Source organism: Spiroplasma floricola 23-6, assembly GCF_002813555.1.
GTDB lineage: Bacteria > Bacillota_I > Bacilli_A > Mycoplasmatales > Mycoplasmataceae > Spiroplasma_A > Spiroplasma_A floricola.
On record NZ_CP025057.1, the window covers coordinates 868,194 to 885,600 of the forward strand.

Annotated in this window: 15 protein-coding genes; all 15 read right to left on the reverse strand. The window is 22.4% G+C overall.

Going from position 1 to position 17,407, the window contains the following annotated elements:
• Window positions 1-118: 118 nt before the first annotated feature.
• A complete protein-coding gene (locus SFLOR_RS03830) occupies window positions 119-2,716 on the reverse strand; it encodes a DUF262 domain-containing protein (protein ID WP_100916762.1) in 2,598 nt (865 codons plus the stop codon).
• A complete protein-coding gene (gene dcm, locus SFLOR_RS03835) occupies window positions 2,716-3,969 on the reverse strand; it encodes a DNA (cytosine-5-)-methyltransferase (RefSeq protein WP_157806949.1) in 1,254 nt (417 codons plus the stop codon). The genes SFLOR_RS03830 and dcm overlap by 1 nt, the downstream gene beginning before the upstream one ends.
• A gap of 60 nt (window positions 3,970-4,029) precedes the next feature.
• On the reverse strand, window positions 4,030-7,065 hold the full coding sequence (locus SFLOR_RS03845) for a DEAD/DEAH box helicase family protein (RefSeq protein WP_100916763.1): 3,036 nt from the start codon (window positions 7,063-7,065) through the stop codon (window positions 4,030-4,032).
• Window positions 7,066-7,186: 121 nt separating this feature from the next.
• Complete coding sequence (locus SFLOR_RS03850; protein WP_100916764.1) at window positions 7,187-7,693, reverse strand: hypothetical protein; 507 nt, start codon at window positions 7,691-7,693, stop codon at window positions 7,187-7,189.
• A gap of 132 nt (window positions 7,694-7,825) precedes the next feature.
• Window positions 7,826-8,680, reverse strand: coding sequence for an ROK family protein (locus SFLOR_RS03855; RefSeq protein ID WP_100916765.1), 855 nt, complete (start codon window positions 8,678-8,680; stop codon window positions 7,826-7,828).
• A 400-nt stretch (window positions 8,681-9,080) separates the two neighbouring features.
• Window positions 9,081-9,815, reverse strand: coding sequence for a class I SAM-dependent methyltransferase (locus SFLOR_RS03860; protein ID WP_100916766.1), 735 nt, complete (start codon window positions 9,813-9,815; stop codon window positions 9,081-9,083).
• A 707-nt stretch (window positions 9,816-10,522) separates the two neighbouring features.
• Window positions 10,523-10,660, reverse strand: coding sequence for a hypothetical protein (locus tag SFLOR_RS05880; protein WP_157806950.1), 138 nt, complete (start codon window positions 10,658-10,660; stop codon window positions 10,523-10,525).
• Window positions 10,661-10,903: 243 nt separating this feature from the next.
• Window positions 10,904-11,827 (reverse strand): hypothetical protein, encoded by a 924-nt coding sequence (locus SFLOR_RS03865; protein ID WP_100916767.1) that lies wholly within the window; start codon window positions 11,825-11,827, stop codon window positions 10,904-10,906.
• A gap of 18 nt (window positions 11,828-11,845) precedes the next feature.
• Window positions 11,846-12,739 carry a hypothetical protein gene (locus tag SFLOR_RS03870; RefSeq protein ID WP_100916768.1) on the reverse strand — a complete coding sequence of 298 codons (894 nt, stop codon included), beginning with the start codon at window positions 12,737-12,739 and terminating at the stop codon, window positions 11,846-11,848.
• A 251-nt stretch (window positions 12,740-12,990) separates the two neighbouring features.
• Window positions 12,991-13,254: a hypothetical protein gene (locus tag SFLOR_RS03875; protein WP_157806951.1), complete on the reverse strand. Its 264-nt coding sequence runs from the start codon at window positions 13,252-13,254 to the stop codon at window positions 12,991-12,993.
• A gap of 67 nt (window positions 13,255-13,321) precedes the next feature.
• Window positions 13,322-14,119: an HAD-IIB family hydrolase gene (locus tag SFLOR_RS03880; protein WP_100916770.1), complete on the reverse strand. Its 798-nt coding sequence runs from the start codon at window positions 14,117-14,119 to the stop codon at window positions 13,322-13,324.
• A gap of 214 nt (window positions 14,120-14,333) precedes the next feature.
• On the reverse strand, window positions 14,334-15,266 hold the full coding sequence (locus SFLOR_RS03885) for a hypothetical protein (RefSeq protein ID WP_100916771.1): 933 nt from the start codon (window positions 15,264-15,266) through the stop codon (window positions 14,334-14,336).
• Window positions 15,266-15,568 carry a P-loop NTPase family protein gene (locus SFLOR_RS06170; RefSeq protein ID WP_425443405.1) on the reverse strand — a complete coding sequence of 101 codons (303 nt, stop codon included), beginning with the start codon at window positions 15,566-15,568 and terminating at the stop codon, window positions 15,266-15,268. The genes SFLOR_RS03885 and SFLOR_RS06170 overlap by 1 nt, the downstream gene beginning before the upstream one ends.
• Window positions 15,459-15,980: an ATP-binding cassette domain-containing protein gene (locus SFLOR_RS03890; RefSeq protein ID WP_157806952.1), complete on the reverse strand. Its 522-nt coding sequence runs from the start codon at window positions 15,978-15,980 to the stop codon at window positions 15,459-15,461. The genes SFLOR_RS06170 and SFLOR_RS03890 overlap by 110 nt, the downstream gene beginning before the upstream one ends.
• Before the next feature lie 236 nt (window positions 15,981-16,216).
• Complete coding sequence (locus SFLOR_RS03895; RefSeq protein ID WP_100916772.1) at window positions 16,217-16,675, reverse strand: hypothetical protein; 459 nt, start codon at window positions 16,673-16,675, stop codon at window positions 16,217-16,219.
• Window positions 16,676-17,407: the final 732 nt, after the last annotated feature.

Here is a 17,407-nt window from a genome sequence, read left to right on the forward strand (position 1 = left end):
TTAACTTTTTTATAATAACAAATAAGTTTAGTGGGGTCAAATTGGAGTGTTTAATGATTGTATAAAAATAGTAAACTTTATAAAATAAATTGAAAGTTATAAATAAAAATTTCTAAATTTAATTATCTTTTCAAATATCACAGCAAATTTTTGTTAATTGTTCAGTTCTTTTTTTAATATTATCCTCATAAAAGTTATTAAGTTCTCTTAAATCCATTAATTCTAAAGTTTCATCTTTATAACCTTTAAACTGATAAGAGCTGAGGATTTTGCCTTCCTTTGAATACTCATAAATTTTCTTATTAAAAGTTTTATTTTGAATTTTTGAATTTGATTTACCTTCAATACACATTAAATTACCTAATTTATTTAAAAATTTAGTTTTTCATCTTTTAGCTTCTTCTAATGATAATTCGTGATCACTTCATACTATTATATCTTGATATCATTCCTCATTAGGTTTTTGAGGAATTATATGTTCTAATGTTCTTTTTTCATATTTAGTGTCAATATAATTATAATCGTCTCCAAAAAAGTCCTTATTATTCGATAAGTAATTCTCAATTCTATATCCAATAAGAGTTGCTATCTTATTGGATATATCATACTCTCTCAAACTATTTCTAAATCTTTCTAAAGAAATTCTATTATTTGATTCATCTTCATGTTCACCTATAAATAATTTTCTTATAAAATCAGGAGTTATAATTCCATTTCCTAGCTCTTTTAAAATATTAAAATCAATATATTGAGAAAGGGATTGACCTTTATAATTAGAAACTTGAAGTCTAACTTCATATTTTTCAATTTCAAAAAATACTCTTCTTATCTGTTTTGTAATTTCTTTATTTGTCTTATTATTTTCATAATCAAAATTTATTAAAATTTTCATTAATAGAGGATAATAAATTTCTCTGCCTTCTAACATAGTTAGAATATCTTTAAATCTATATGTTAAGGAGTCTGCTTTATTAAATGAATTAGAGTCTGAAACAGAAATATACATATCAATGTATTTACCTAAATCTATAAATAACTTTCTAGATTCTTCAAATGATTTTAAGTTTCTATTATTAATAAAATCAGAAATCAAAGTTTCTTTAAAACTTTCAAATGCTGATTTTGTTGCATATTGTTTTTCTTTTAATCTTAAAAATACATTTATAAAACTATCCATTTTTGATGTAGGATTCTTAAAATCTTTAAATTTTGAAGTAATTTCTTCTTCAAAAGTAAATTGTAACTGCTGTTCATGTTTATCTACTATTTGTTGATCTATATGCATAAACAAGAAGTTTTTTATTAAATCCATAGTAGAGAGTTGCAAAGATTTAGTATTCAAGTTTTCAAATAAAGTATATTCATTTGATATATGATCTGTAGTAACTGAAAGAATTAGCTGTTCATAAATTTTTTTTAAAAGATCATTTAAACCTGCTTCATTAAAATCTTTAATAATATTAAAAACTGCAACTGAGTTTGTAAATACTGAAGTTGTAGTTTCTTGAATTTGTTCACCTTTTATAATATTATTAAATGTTCTAAAATCACTGTTAGTATCTATTCTTTTAAAAGTTTTTGATATTGCATTTTCATCATACTGATCAAGAACAAATAAATTATATAAAACATCAGGTATTTTATAGTCCTTCATTAAATATACATTATATATTTGTCTTAAAATTATTAAACAAGTTGTTAATCTTTGTTGTCCATCAATTAATTTATTATTCAATCTGTCTCTAAGAGGCACAAATAATACAATACCTCCAATATAATGATATTTTCCTTCCTTTAGATTTAGAATGTCATTTAAAAGACCTGTAGCAAGTTTTTGTTCTCAATTATATTGTCTTTGATAAATAGGAATTGCAATTTTTGAGTTATCTCCTGTTTTTAAAAAATAATGATTTATAAATTCTCCAAAAGAGTAATTTTTTGAGTAAATCAGCTCTTCATTATTTCAATTCATAGGTAAATTTATAATATTTTCTTTATTAACTTTAAATTTTTTAAAGCTATCATTAATAAACATATTCTCTATATCATTAATTTTGTAATAATTCGTTCATTCCTTTTCAAAAATATATTTATAGCAGGCTTGAATTATTTTTTTATTATCATAAATCCCTTTTACTTTATATGTTGTTAGCAATCTTCTAAGAGAATCATTATTTTTTATATCATCTAATCCTTCAATTAAAAAATCAGCTTTATTATCACATTTAGAAATAGCTTTATTAATTCTATTTTTTATATTTTCATCGTTATCATCATAAGTTAATTCATTTTGTATTAATGTAGCAATTGAAAATCCATTATAAAAAGTATGTTCATTTTTAAAACTATATTCAGTATAGCCATTTAATCTTTTTTCAATAATTTCTCTTGCTTGTCTTTCTAAATCTTCATCAAAACTATATTCAACAATAAAATCATATTCAAAAAAGGTATCTAGCTTTTCAATAAATTCAGCATTTTTTAACTTAATAAATCCTAATGTACATCAAACTCTTAGAATTTGCACAAATGTACTTCTATCTCCTTTTTTAATTATGTTGGTATCTTTTTTATTTATTTTAACTTTTAACTCTTTTCCAGATGGAGTAAGAGAAAAATTTACTATGTCTCCTTTTTTAAAACAACTAGTTTTTATATAATCATTTATATAACTATTAAAATTTGTTGCAATATTTCATGCGCTTCCTGATCTCATTAATTCTTTTCCTCTTTCATCATATTATTGAAAAGAGCTACCAATACGTTTACTACAATTGAATTTCCTGCTTGTCTATAAAGTATATCTTTTCGTTGATTAAATACTGTAGCCTTTTCAAAGTCTTCTTCTGTAAATCCCATTAATAAAAAAGTTTCTCTAGGAGTTAAAAATCTGTAATTGGATTTGCCCGTTTTTTCTAACTCTTTTATTATTTCTGTTTCCTTGAGAACAACAATTCCTGCGTTAGGATGTCTATCTTGTTTTGTTGTGATAGTTCTTACAAAACTAAGATATCTATATTCTCCCTTTATAACCTGAAACACTTTTGGATTCTCTTTGTACATTTTTCTTCTACTTGGTGTATTATTTGGTGAACAATTTTTAGCTTCTTTTTCATATTTTTTTATTGAATAATTAACTTTTAAAATTTTTTTTAATTGTTTATTAATATTAAATTCCTTAGATACATCTTCAATATCATCTGAATCATTTATAAAATTTTCTATATCCAATAAAATTTCTTCATCTTTTAAAATACTAATTGCAAATACTCTTTTTCTTTTTTGTGGTATTCCATACTTACTTGCATCTAATATATAAGTTTTTGTTTCATAACCTAACGAGGCTAAAAACTCTAATCATTCAATATAATCATCTTTATGCTTATTAGAAATCATATTTTTGACGTTTTCCAATAATAAATATTTAGGCAACTTATTAAGCTTTTTTAACTCTTTAAGTATTCTTTCAATTTCTCATAACAAACCACTTCTAGTATTTGAACCTTTTGCCATTCCTTGATTAAAACCATGAAAACTTCCTGCAACAGATAAATCTTGACAGGGAAAAGAATAAGTTAAAAGATCAAAATCACCAATATTATTAATAAGTCTATTACCAGTTATTTCTAAAATACTTCCTTGATTATTACAATTTATTAAAGAACTATATAATAACTCTCTAATTTTTCTAGGCTGTCTTAATACAAACTTTTCATCAATTGGTTTTTTTCCATCATTTGAAAGAGTATATTTTGTAATGAAATTATTAATTTCTTCATCACTTAATTTTTCAGCTACATTTTTATTATTATGATGTATTGCATTATAACTTAAATTTGCTCAAATATCTCATTCACTTGTTCCAGCTATTTCATAGTCAAATCCCACTATATTCTTTTTAAGTATTTCTAAAGCTTTATGTTGCGCTCCTATACCTGCAAATGTTTCAAATACTCTTAATTTACTCATAAAAAAATACCCCGTTAAGAGTAATTTTATTGTTTTTTTTTTTTTTTTGCAAGGGGTTAATTAGCTAATTTTAAAAATAAATTTGGGTTTTTTATGGGATTTTTTTTCAGACCCATTTTCTACTTCTTTTCTATCAATTATTTTTTCAATTTTTCCAATAAATACTTTAGCTTTATCTCCCTTTTCATTTCTAAGTTTTTCATCTGAAAAGAATACATAAGTTTTATATTCCTTTAAATTCATCATATTTCTTTGCATTTCAGTAATTTTGTCCATATCAAATTTTCAATCATCAGGAGTATCTCAATATAAAGTTTGATTTTCATAATCATAAATATTACCGTGTCCAAATTTTGTGGAAATTGTATTAGTTGAAGCATCAATTGCAAAGATTTTATCTTCTTTATTACTAATAATTCCCCCTACACCTTTACCTTTAAATTGATTGTCTTTTACTGTAATAGAGCATAATGCTTGAAATTGATTATGATTTAAATGTAAACCTTTAAAACTTTCAATTTCTTCAGTTAGACTTGTTGTTAATAATTTTTCATTGTTTAATTTAAATTTAAGTAAATATTTAATTTCTTTTAAAAAAAACTTATTTTCTATATTAAAAATAGTTTCAAAAGCTAAATTTAAATCATAATAAAAATTATCTTGTTTTGTTGGTGAATGATGAAAAGAAACTAAAAATATTTTATTAATAAGCTTATTATTTGAAATCTTTTTATTTTCTATTATTTCTAGAATCTCTTTAATTAAGTTCTTATTATTAAAAAACATAAATTGGCGAATTCTTGTTTGGTTATTAGTTGTTAAGTTTTCTCTGAAATATGCTTTTTTAAGATTATAAAATTCATAGATACTGACTTCCTTATCTCTAAAAAATGATTCATAATCTTCAAATACTCCAGTTCTATATTCATCAATAATTGATTTATATAAATTATGTTTTTCATATTCTTTAAGTTGATTCAAAAAATCTTCTTTGATAATTTTTGTAAGTATAAAATTAGAATCACCTGGTAAAAAATCGTTAATATGATTTATGTTTTTCTCAAACTCATTTATTTTTAAGTCATTTGTAAGAACATTAAAAGCAGTTAAAGGATTATAATTTTTATTTACTTTAATATCAACATTATTTACAAAATCATATATTTGCAATCTCTTGTCAGTAACTTTTCTCATTCCTCTACCAAGTTGTTGTAAATAAATAAGAACAGAAGCAGTTGGTCTTAAAAACATTATAGTATCTATTTCTGGAACATCAACACCTTCGTTTAAAATATCTCTTACACAAAGAAAGTTTATTTTTCCTCTTCTAAAATCATTTAATATTTCTTTTCTTTTCTCTTTTGTTATTTTTTCAGAAACTAAAAATTCACTTCTTTCTCCCTTTTCATTTAAAAAATTTGATAAATCACGTGCATGCTCTATTGAATTACAAAATAATATGGCTTTAACATTTCTAGAATTTGTACCTATATATTTTTGTATATTTTTATAAACAAATTCATGTCTTTTTTTAATATTTAAAACTTTGTTTAATTTATCAGTTTTTAGAATATCTATGTTTGTCAAATCAGTTGAATCATCTTTTATAAAAAAGTAATCAAAATCACATAATAACTCTTTTTCAATAGCTTCAAATAATCTTATATTTGCTGCATATTCATCATCAAAAAAAATATTTACATTTATATTATCAGTTCTTTCTGGGGTTGCAGTTAGGCCAAATACTTGTTTAGTATTTGGAAGTACTAAAGAATATATTTCCTTAAATGTATCTGCTTGAACATGATGAGCTTCATCAAAAACTACAATATCAAATTTTTTATTTCTTAATTTTTCTTTTCTTCTTATTAAAGTTTCTGTATTTGTAAATATTCAATTTTCTTTTGATAAATCAGCATCATTATTTCTACTATCATAAAATTCCAATCCAAAATCATATATTTCAAGATAATCTCTAAAGTCTTTAACAGTTTGATCAAGTATTTCTTTGGAAGGTGCTATATATAATAAACTTGGTTCTTCTATTTCTCAAAGATTTGCAAGAGCTTCGTATGTAAAAATCATAGTTTTAGTTTTACCTGTTCCTGTTGCCATAACAAGCAAATGTTTATTTTTTCCATTATTTACCCTATTTAAAATATTGTCAACAACTTCTTTTTGATAACTATATGGAGTTATAAATTTATTTTTTGCATTTATTCTTTCAAAATGCTTTGACCTATTATCTTCATCTTCTCATATAGAATTATTAATTTCTTCTCATTTATCATTTTCAATTTTTTGACGTAGTAGTATATTTTGAATTTGTTCATGATCTTTTATGTCTATAAAATCAGTTGAATTAAATAATTGATCAAACTCTTCTCTATAATCTTCAATAATTTTTTTATCTTTAAATTCACTAATTCTTAAATTATGTTCATTGCCAGTTATTAAACCAGTTTTTGTAAAATTACTACTTCCAATATATAAAGAACTAAAGTTATTTTCTCTATTAAATAAATATGACTTTATATGTAATCTTTTTGCACTTTTTTCAAACAGATTTTCTATTTTAACTTGAATTATCTTATTATATTCATTAGCTAGTTTTATTAAATCTTCTAAAGCTAAGAACTTTGAAGTTCCATCATATGTTGTTGTTATTATTTTTAATGATTCTATATTTGGATTATTTACTAAAATATCTTCTAACTTATTTATCATGTGTTTTGAGATAAATGGTGAGATCATTTGAATATCATTTGAAGATTCAAATTCTTTTTTTAAATTAGATCATAACTTATTTTTAATAAGTTTGTTTATACTTATTTGATCTAAACTATTATACTTAACATCTTTTTTTATTGCTTTTAATGAAGTTCATTGTTCCTCATTAGTTAAATTATTTAAAAACTTTATTTTATCTTCTATTGTTTGAAAATTAGATAATTTATCTTTAATTTGTCTAGAAAACTGATTTATTAATCAGTCATCATCAACATTTTCTAATTCTCTAATATCATCTTTTTGAAAAAACTGCAGCTCGTTTTCTTTAATTAAAAGATCATATATTCCCTTTTTAAACTTTTCCATAAAAAATACCTCTATATAAACAGTTTAACAGGATTAACTTTTTAAATAAATACATAATAAAAAAAGTAGATAATCTACTTTTTGTTTTAAATTAATTTATTTTTTTTGCCTCAATTTTTTTTTATACTAATAATTCTTCAGTTTTTGTTAAAAAATCTGAGTTTAAATCAAATAATGATAAATCAATTTCAGAAGAGTATGAGTTTTTTCGATCATTAATATCTTTTGAATTTAGCAAAATCATATATTTTTTAATCTCTAAAATAAGATTTTCTAATTCTTTGTAATTGTCTATTTTTTCATTATCATTGCTAATTAAAGCTACTTTTTTATTTAATTCATTAATTTTATTTTGAATTACATCTTTAATTTCCATATTTTTAGAATTATTTTCATTAATAACTTCTAATTTATTTTCTAAATTCTCTGGATAATATTCTTCTAATGTTAGATAATTTGTTCCCTCTTCTTGAGAATTTAATAAGTTATTTTTATTATTGTAAGTATATTTTTTTAAATCATTAATATGCAATACTGCTTCATGAAAGTATTTATACTTTGCCATTACAACATTGCCAATTAAATTAATGACCAAATATTCTTCTTTTATTTTTTTAATAAAATACATAAAGTCTCCCCTTTAAATAAAATTGATTTTACCCTAACCATTGCTATTATATCAAATTCCAAAGGTATTTTATTTTTAATTTTTATTAATATTTTACAAATAAAAAATGTAGAATAATCTACATTTCATAATCTACATTTCACAACAACCCAATAATGTTGCATCTTCTAAATCTTTGGCAAATTCAAATTTAACTTTATAATTTGCATCTTTTGTTACTTGTCAAACTTTCTTCATGATTTCTGTTATAAATTCTTGATTCTTTATAGCAACACTTCCCCCAATTACAATCATTTCAGGATTTAAGAAGTTAATTGAAGTTGAAAATAAACTAATTAGTTGATTTTCAATTTTTGCAAAAAACTTATTTACAGTTTCATTTTTTTTGGTTTTATACAATTCAAAAGCTTGTTTGGCATTTTCTACTTCTACTCCAAGTTTATTCAATTGAACACAAATGTTTTTTCCACTTGCTTGAAATTCAATACCACTTCTTTGTGGATTTTCACTTTCTCAACATGGAAGTGAATTTGCTATTTCAAGAGCAGTTCCATTATATCCTTGAAATATTTTGCCCTCATAAATAAAACCTGCTCCAATTCCTGTTGAAATTGTAAAATATAATAAAGAGTGCAAGTTTTTTCTAACAATATATTGACCCAAAGCTGCTATATTTCCATCATTGTCTATTTTTACATTGTCAATCTTAAATAAGTCTTTAATTTCTTGTAAAATGCATTTTTCACTTCAATCTGGAAGATTGTAAGTAATTAATATTGTTCCTGTTTTTAAATCTAAAGGTCCAGGACAACAAATACCTATATAGTCAATTGTTTCATTTCAAGATTCTACTGTTTTTTTAATGTAATCAAAGTTACTTTTTCTGTCATTTGGATTAGTATCCATTACTTCTTTTTTTATTATTTGATTTTTGTCAATTAATGCAAATCTTATTGAAGTACCACCAATATCAATAGCTAATTTCATTATTATTTCTTGTCCTTTTCTAGTAGTTTACAACTATTCTTAAATATTCTATCAAAATTAAAAGAAACAACCACAAACTATTGTTAATAAACCTGCTACAAAAAAGATTATAGGAATAGTGTCTAAAAAGTATTTTACAATCCCTCTTTTTATACAAAAAATGCTTTTTGTTTTTTTTATTAAAAAATATATTAAGAAACCCAAAGACATTAATAATAGTCCAAAAAACACATATATTAATATACTAGTCATATATTTTTCTTAAATTCCTCATATTTTCATTGCAATCATATTTTGAAGTGTTTATAGCTCTTAAAAGGCTCTTATAAAAAGTATCAATATTTTTTAATAATAATTTATTGTCTAAATTCTTAATTAAAATAGTTAATAAGAATACTATTTATTTTTTAAAAATAAATGTAACTGTTTTTACATTTAAATTTATTTTACTCCCATAATTAATAATAAAAACTCCATCTTTAAATCCTTTTGAAGCTAAAATATCACAAAATTCTTGTACTCCATATCAAGTTAATTTGAATTCTTGAGTTTCTTTTAATTCATTATTGATGAAGTAATCAATTTGATTAATTGTGTATTGCTCTATTCAATTAATTTCTTTTGATCAGTTTTTTACTAAAACATCTTGATTTTCGACATAATGAGTAGATTCATGTTTTGATCCTGCTCTAAATTCAATTGGCAATATTAAATCGATTATAAGAGTTCCCTTGTCAGTTAAAGATTGATAAAAGTTATCTAATACTTTTAAAGCTTTTTGTCTTGTTTCTAGCAAGTTAAAACTTGCATTAGGCATTATTATATATTCATATGTATTTTTTTCAATATAATTCTCCAAATCTTGGCAAATTAAAGTTGCTTTTAAGTTTTCTTTTTTTAGATTTTCACTGCAAATATCAATCATTTCTTGAGATTTGTCAATTCCTACAATATCTACTTTATATTTTAAAAGTGGAATAAATAACCTTCCATTTCCAACACCAGCTTCAAGTATTTTTCCATCAATTGGTAGTAATAAAGACTTGTAAAACTCTAAATCTTTGTCAATACTTGTTCCTGGAGGCTTTGTTGCATTGTAAATTAAACTACTTATTTTCTTATAATGATTTTCCATGAAAATTCCTCAACTTTTTTTCAAAATTCTTTTAAAAATAATAACATAAAATAAATCAGAATTTTTCTAAACTATATAATTTATTTATAGGGTGCAGGGTGGGTTTCGAAGAAAGGCTAATAAAAATTAAAAATAAGAAATTCAAGTTTATGATTACAATGTAATGTTTTCATTAATAACTTTAATTTTTAATATAAGTAAGATTTAATTAACTCTAATTAAATATTGCTGAAATAAATAAAAATGGATTATAAAGTCTATTCCTTATATCTTTTAGAGCAAGAAATATTCCTACCAAATATGTTTCATGATTACCTGATATGTAATCCGTTTAAAAATAAGTTAGCAATATATAATAAATTGAACTGTATAAAATATTTTTAACTGCCAGACAACATTTTTTAAAAGAATCAAGTGAAATAGATTAATCTGTGAAATAAAGAATTTCAAGTACCATAAATTTTTCTTAAATCATAAAAGTTAAATTTTTAACAAGAAATTTAAAAAATATTGAAAATAGATAGAAAATACAGAAAATAATAAAACTTGCAATTAAACACACAAATTCATATATCAATTAGCATGCATAATACCCACTGGTTGATGTTTGATCTAATTTGAATTTGTATTTAAATGTATCAGTAAACCATATGATAAATTAAATTATGTAAACTATATTCAAAATAAAAGATTTATAAATAAATTTTTTATAACATTAATTTAATAAATCAGTTTAGAAAACAAAGAGCTTCATAAAGCAGTAATACATATAATGAATTAAATTCTCTGTTACTATCATTAGTTTTAAAACTAATTGGCCTTTCAGCTTTATAAATTTTATTCATTTTTTAATAAAAATATTCCTTTTTTTAAACACCTTAATTGGTGTTTTTTTTATATAGATTTTAAAAACTATATTCATTTTTTACTAAAACTTTAAAAGTAAATTCAAATTAAAATATTTTCACTATAGTTTATTGTTTAAAAATTGATTTGAGAACTTTTAAACAAAATAAAAACCCAATGTAAATTGGGTAAATAAGAAACTTAATATTGTTAAATTTTAGATTAAATGTTATTTTTATCTATTAAAAAATAACATAATTTTCTCAAAGTTTAAATTCTTGTTCTCTATCAAATTTTATTTTAATTTTAATTATTCCAAATAAATTTAGCATCATATAATCAAAATTTTGAAATAGTTTGTAACTGTCTTCTTTTATTACATGGAAAAAAGAAGATGAATTTTTGTTTGGTGTTAATTTAACATTATTGGCTATATTATTGTCAATATTTTCAATTGAGAAATATATATTTTTTTCTTTTAAAACTCTTTCAGATAGTTTTACTTTATTTAAAAAACTTAACTTTCTAGTATGATATGTTTCTGAAAAGTCTTTTAGAAGAGTATTAAGTTCAAAATTGTTTAAAGATTTATATTCTCCACTACTATTTCAAATAGTTGAATCTTTATTTTCAAAAAGTAAATCAAAATAATAAAAACTAATCTCGTTTTCAAAAGGTAACATTCCCTCATTTTGAAAAGGTGCAAAAAGCATCTTGTAAGTTTCAAATAATTTCATTGATAAATCTAAAAGACTATCATAATCTAAATCTCTTACTCCATTCATAGAATAAGAAATTGGCAATTTAAAGTCTAGTAATTGATGATTATATGCTAACTCTCCTGATCCTATTTTAATACTTGGACCTGCAATATCAATATAACCCATTGCTATTGCCAATTTATAATTTTGTGTTTCTTGGAATTTTAATATTTCACTTTGACTTAAGAAAGTACTCAAGAAATTATTTTGAATCACACTATAATCGCTTCTAATTTTAGCTCAATTTCAGAAATGAAATTGTTCTGTTAGTAAGAAATTATTAATTGCATCTTCATCTCCTAAAAGTAATTTATTAACTTTTTCATGATCTTCTGTTTTTGTTAGATCAAAACTTATAATATCATCATTACTCGCATATAAATTATTTATAATTAGAGAGTTCATATTTTGTTGTTCAAAACTTTAAGTTCTGTAAATACTTTCTTTATTAAATCCAATTTCCATTGTAGGAAATTCGTTTTTAAAATACTTATCTTTAATAGTTTTTATCAAACTTTCACTAAATGCATTATTCTCATTATAATATTTTTTTAATTGATCATTTGAGTTTAAATAAGCATCAGAATCACTATTGTCTCCTTTAATATCACTTCATTTTAAATTTAAATAATTTTCAGTTTCACTTGAAATAAACATATCCTTTCCAATATTTTTATACATTGTATCTCCAATGACTTTAAAAGATTCATTATCTGTTGAAGTATACTTCAATGTTCCTGATAATTTAAAATTTTCTAAATCATCTAGTCCTTTATATTTAGTTACAATTTTATAATCAATAATTACATTTCCTATGTAACTGCCAGGAACTATTTCTCCTGAATTAATTTCAAAATTATCATTAAAAAGTAACTCTATATGATCAAAAACTGAATCAACTTCATCAAGAATTATTTTATATTTATTTAATTTTTTAAGTTCGTTTAATTTTTCTTCTAATAAATTAATTTTGAATATTTTTCCTATATCAATTGCTAATTGTTTTTTATTTTCATTTGTTAATTTATCTTTTCATTCTGGATCTGAGAATTTTAAAATATTTTCTTTAAATAAAAACTGATTTCCCTCTTCCATACTTCCAACACCAATGAGATTGCCAACAACCTCTTTTTCATAATGTTGTGTTCAAACTTCTCCCACTTCTTTTTCAAAATCTTGAACAGCTTGAGTAATATCTTTTTTAGGTTCTTCTATTCCAGAATTACCATCTTTTTGTTTTGTACCACATGCAATAACACTAGTAGTTGTTGAAGCAACAATGCCAATTGTTGCTAATACACTTAACGATTTTTTCATTTTTCATTTTTCCTTTTTTAAAGAGCCTTAAGAAATAAAATAAGTATCTTAATTGATATTTATAATTATATATATTAAGGAAATAAAAACCTTTTTAACTTTTCTTAACCTTAGACTACAAAAGGAGTTGAAAAAATAATATTAAAATGTGTATAAAATAGCTCGTAATTAAAAAATAGACATAAATACGTCTACTCACTTCATATTAAATTTTAAAATTCAATAATCTTTATCATATTTACTAAATACTTTTAGCTTTTAATGATTTTATTTTTTGACATTAGAATTAAACATTCATTTTCTTTATCTAATTTCTTATAAAAAATTGGTCCTGCAGCTTTAATTTTAACTCCAAATCTTTCAGTTAATTTATCAAACTCAATTTCATCTAGCATTACATAAGTTTCATCAATTTTTTCTACTAATAGATAAGGATCTTCAAACGCATCCAAAATTTTAATATCTGAAATAATATTCTTTGTTACTTTTATTTCCATTCTTTGATATATATACATATTTATAACATTCTTTCAAATGTATTTTACTAAAACTAAATGAAAAAACTCAATAATATTGAGTTTTTTAATTAATATACTTGCCAATTTCTCTTTTAGTATTTCTAATTATTGTTTTTCCTGCTTTTAAAGCTAATTTTGTACCACTTGCCATAACAAATGAATTTTGCACATTTTCTAACATTTCAAAGTCATTATCTCCATCTCCTGATGAAATAATATCTTTTGGATCAATATTGTATTTCTCTTGTAAATACTTTATTCCAGTATACTTAGAAACATCTTGGTGCATTAATTCTAATACAAATGGAGAAGTATGCAATATTTTAACATCTTTTAAATCTTTAAATAAACTTCTAATATAGTCAAAATCTTGAGTATGTGCATAAAGAGCAACATTATTTAGTTTTTCATTTGTTAAAACCGTTTCAATATATTCATCAAATTTATCTTCTTTTTCAAATCAAAGAGGAATAACTATAGTTGCTTCATATCTTGGTTTTTCTTCTTTTATACCCGATATTTCAATAGCATTTAAAGTATCTGATAATTTAATACCACAAAAATTATGTAATTTTTTTAAAGCATCATAAATTTTTTGTCTTTGTGTCATAGGTATTGAAAGCTCATAAAGAGTTTTTTGCCCTTTAAACATCGCAGCTCCATTGTTAGTAATTTTATACTCAACATCAAATCCATGTTGTTGTACTAACTCATTTACATGATCAATATCTCTTCCTGTTGCAATAATAAATTTATTTTCTTTTGTTCATTGTTTTACAAAATTTATATCTCTTTCAATTAACTCATAGTTATTTTCTTTTAAAGTTAAAGTACCATCAAAATCACTTATTCATCATTTCATATTTTTTTATATCCTTTCACAATTAAAAGGTATTCATATTAATACCCTATTAAAAGTATAGAACTTTAAAGTAGGTTTAATGCAAGAGTTTTTTAAATAAAAATAAAATATTTTCTATTAACTGTATTTACTTAATTTAATAAAAATAAAATAAAAAAAACATTTTCAAGTTTGAAAATGTTATTTATAAATAAATTATAAAGGTTTTACTCTATTAAATATTAAATGATATTTTTTTAAATATAATTGTTGATAATCAAGCAAGTGCAAAAGAGATTGAAATAGAAATAACTATTAAAGAAGAATAAGATGCTTTATTTATTTCTTTTAAAACTGGTGTTTCTATAAAAATAATTCTTGTTGAACCACTACCTATTATTTCTTGACTTAATATATATCTTACAGGTTCTGCATCTAAATCATAGTTAAAAACATTTGTAATAAATGCTTGTAATCCAATATAATTAATTACTATTTTAAAAGCCTGACTTTGAGAATTACTAACAAGATAAATTAACTCAAGTATACCTATTAAAATAAAGTATCCCAAAATTAAAGATGCAATAACATTAAACATTGTAGCTCTTTCTGTTAAAAGCAATGACATAATAAAAAATATTGAACTTAACATTATTAGAAAAAAGTAGATTTGAATAAATCCTAAAACTATATTATTATAAGCATTTTTTGCATCTTGAGTAAAAGATGCCATTATCAATAATACTATAAGAGCAGGAATATACATCACTGTAATTACTAAAAGTAAAAATAAATATTTCATAAGTATTATTTGAGTTTTTGTTAAGGGTTGTGTTAGCCATAAAGAAATTTGTGTAGAACTTATTTCTTTTAATAAAATTTTATCTATAAAAGTTATCATAACAAAACCATAAATAGCTAAGCCTAAACTTTTAAAAAAGATATTATAAATCAGTTCTAAAGGTATCATTGATTCATAAGTTCCTGATATTGACCCTGATCCTGATAAAGAAGATTCATATATTGATCCTCTTACTATTGTAAATCCTGAAGAGATTAGAGGTAGCATAAAAATACCTACTATAAATATTGTAAAAATTGCTACAGTACTAACAATTAATTTTCAGTGAATTTGAAAATAAGTACCTATTCCATTAAATATTTTCATTAGAACAAATCCTCTACACTATGATTTTTAAATAATTTTACAAAATCCTCTTGGATTTCTTTCATATTTGTCTCTTTAGTATTATATTCTTTAATTAAAACTCCTTGTTTTATAAATCCCACACGATCACATAACTTTAAAACTTCATTAAATTCATGAGAACAAATTATTATAGTTGTTTTAAAGTCATTTTTAAATTTTAATATTAGATCATAAAACTGAATTGATATTGCTAAATCTAAACCTCTTGTTGGTTCATCTAAAACTAAAAATTCTAGTTTGTGCATAATAGCAGAGATTATAGCTGTTTTTTGTTTCATGCCTGTAGACATTTTTTTTATTTTTTTTCTTTGCATCTAATTCGAAAAAATTTAATAGTTTTTCTACAAAATTTCAGTCAACATTCCGTTTTAATTTAGCAACTATTTTTAAGTATTGTATTCCTGTTAATCCATCATATAAAGCAATTTCTCCAGCAATATATCCTGAGAAAAACATTATTTCTTTAGTTTTCTTAAAACTATCAAAATCTTTAACTGTAATTTCTCCTGAATCTGGTTTTACAAAACCTAAAATTTGTCTAATAAGAGTAGATTTCCCTGCTCCATTAGGACCCATAATTCCATAAACTTCATTTTCTTTAACATTTAAAGAGATATCAAAATTTCCTGTATTTTTACTATATGTTTTTGTTACATTTTTTACTATTAACATTTTTATCCTTTCTACTTTTTATATTAAAATTATCACGCTTTATATCTCACTTCTGTTGCCTTCACTGTTCCAGCAGATCAGTATCAGTTAGAACCCACTCCATAAGCGGCAATTTCATATTTTAATTTAATTTCTAAAGTATTCTTATTTTTAAAATTAGCATAAACATATGCTTTATAATAATTTCCTCATTTAAATCCACCTTTATCAGATTCTTTATGTATAATTTCAAATCATTACCCCATACTTTCTCTTAAGTTTCAAGTAAAAGTACGTGAAGCACTGTATACATTTTTATTTTTTATATATTCATCTCAATCCATGTTTTTTCCTTTTTTAAAGTAATACTCTTCTTCAATTACTACTGTTAAATCTGCATAATATTTTTGTAATAAATCTTTTCCTCCAAATTTAGTTAAGTCAATTTCAATGCTTTCTTCTAAAGGTTTAACATTTATAGTATGTCCTCCTGTACCTCATGCTTTTCCAACAGCTCATGTTTCAAGACCCAAATAAATATCATCTGTAACATCTTGTGCTTTATTATTTAGTAAATCAATGTTTTGTGATTCTATATTTTCATTAATATAATTATTTTCTCGTTTATTTAGTTCAAGTCTAGTTGTATCAACCATTGTTGATGTTAAAGGTGTAGTTAATGTTACTACTCCCAAAATTGGTAATAATTTTTTCATATTGTTTTTTCCTTCTATCGACTTCTCAAGTCTAATTTAATTATATATTAATAACACTTATTAAAGTTTTTATTATAAAAAAGTGTTAAAAACACAATTAAATTAACTTATAAAATAAAATTTAGTTTCAATATAAATATTTATAATAAAAAAATAGTAGCAAAAAGTATTATTTAATATTGTAAAAGTTTTATATTCTATATTATTGGATTTTATTTTTTTTATTTGAATAATATAAATAATAATGAAAGTACAAATAGATACTATAGATATTAAAATTAAAGACCAACTTAAAACAATATACTTTTTATATTGTTGTAATTAATTTTCAATTTGAATAGTGAACAAAGTATAAAAGTCTTGCTATAAATACTAAACAAAAGTAAATATAAATATGATAAAAAATAATGTAGAAAACAAAAAGTGCTATAACTGAATTAGTTTAGAAATTAAGCATATCTGCTCCTGATATTGACACAATAAGCAAAAAGTAAAATCCAATAAATTCAAAAAGAATACAAGCCTCTATTTCATTTAAAGTTTTTACTTTCATAACTTTCTTTGAAAGTTTTTCTCGTTTTCGATAATCACACACTCCAAACTATTATTTTATAGAATTTATCAAAATATTATTTTTATAAATATTTTATCTTGTTTAGTAACAAATTATATTTCTATCAAAAGTAAATTCTTTATACTCAATATTTTTCTCTTTCCTTTTTTTTGATAGAA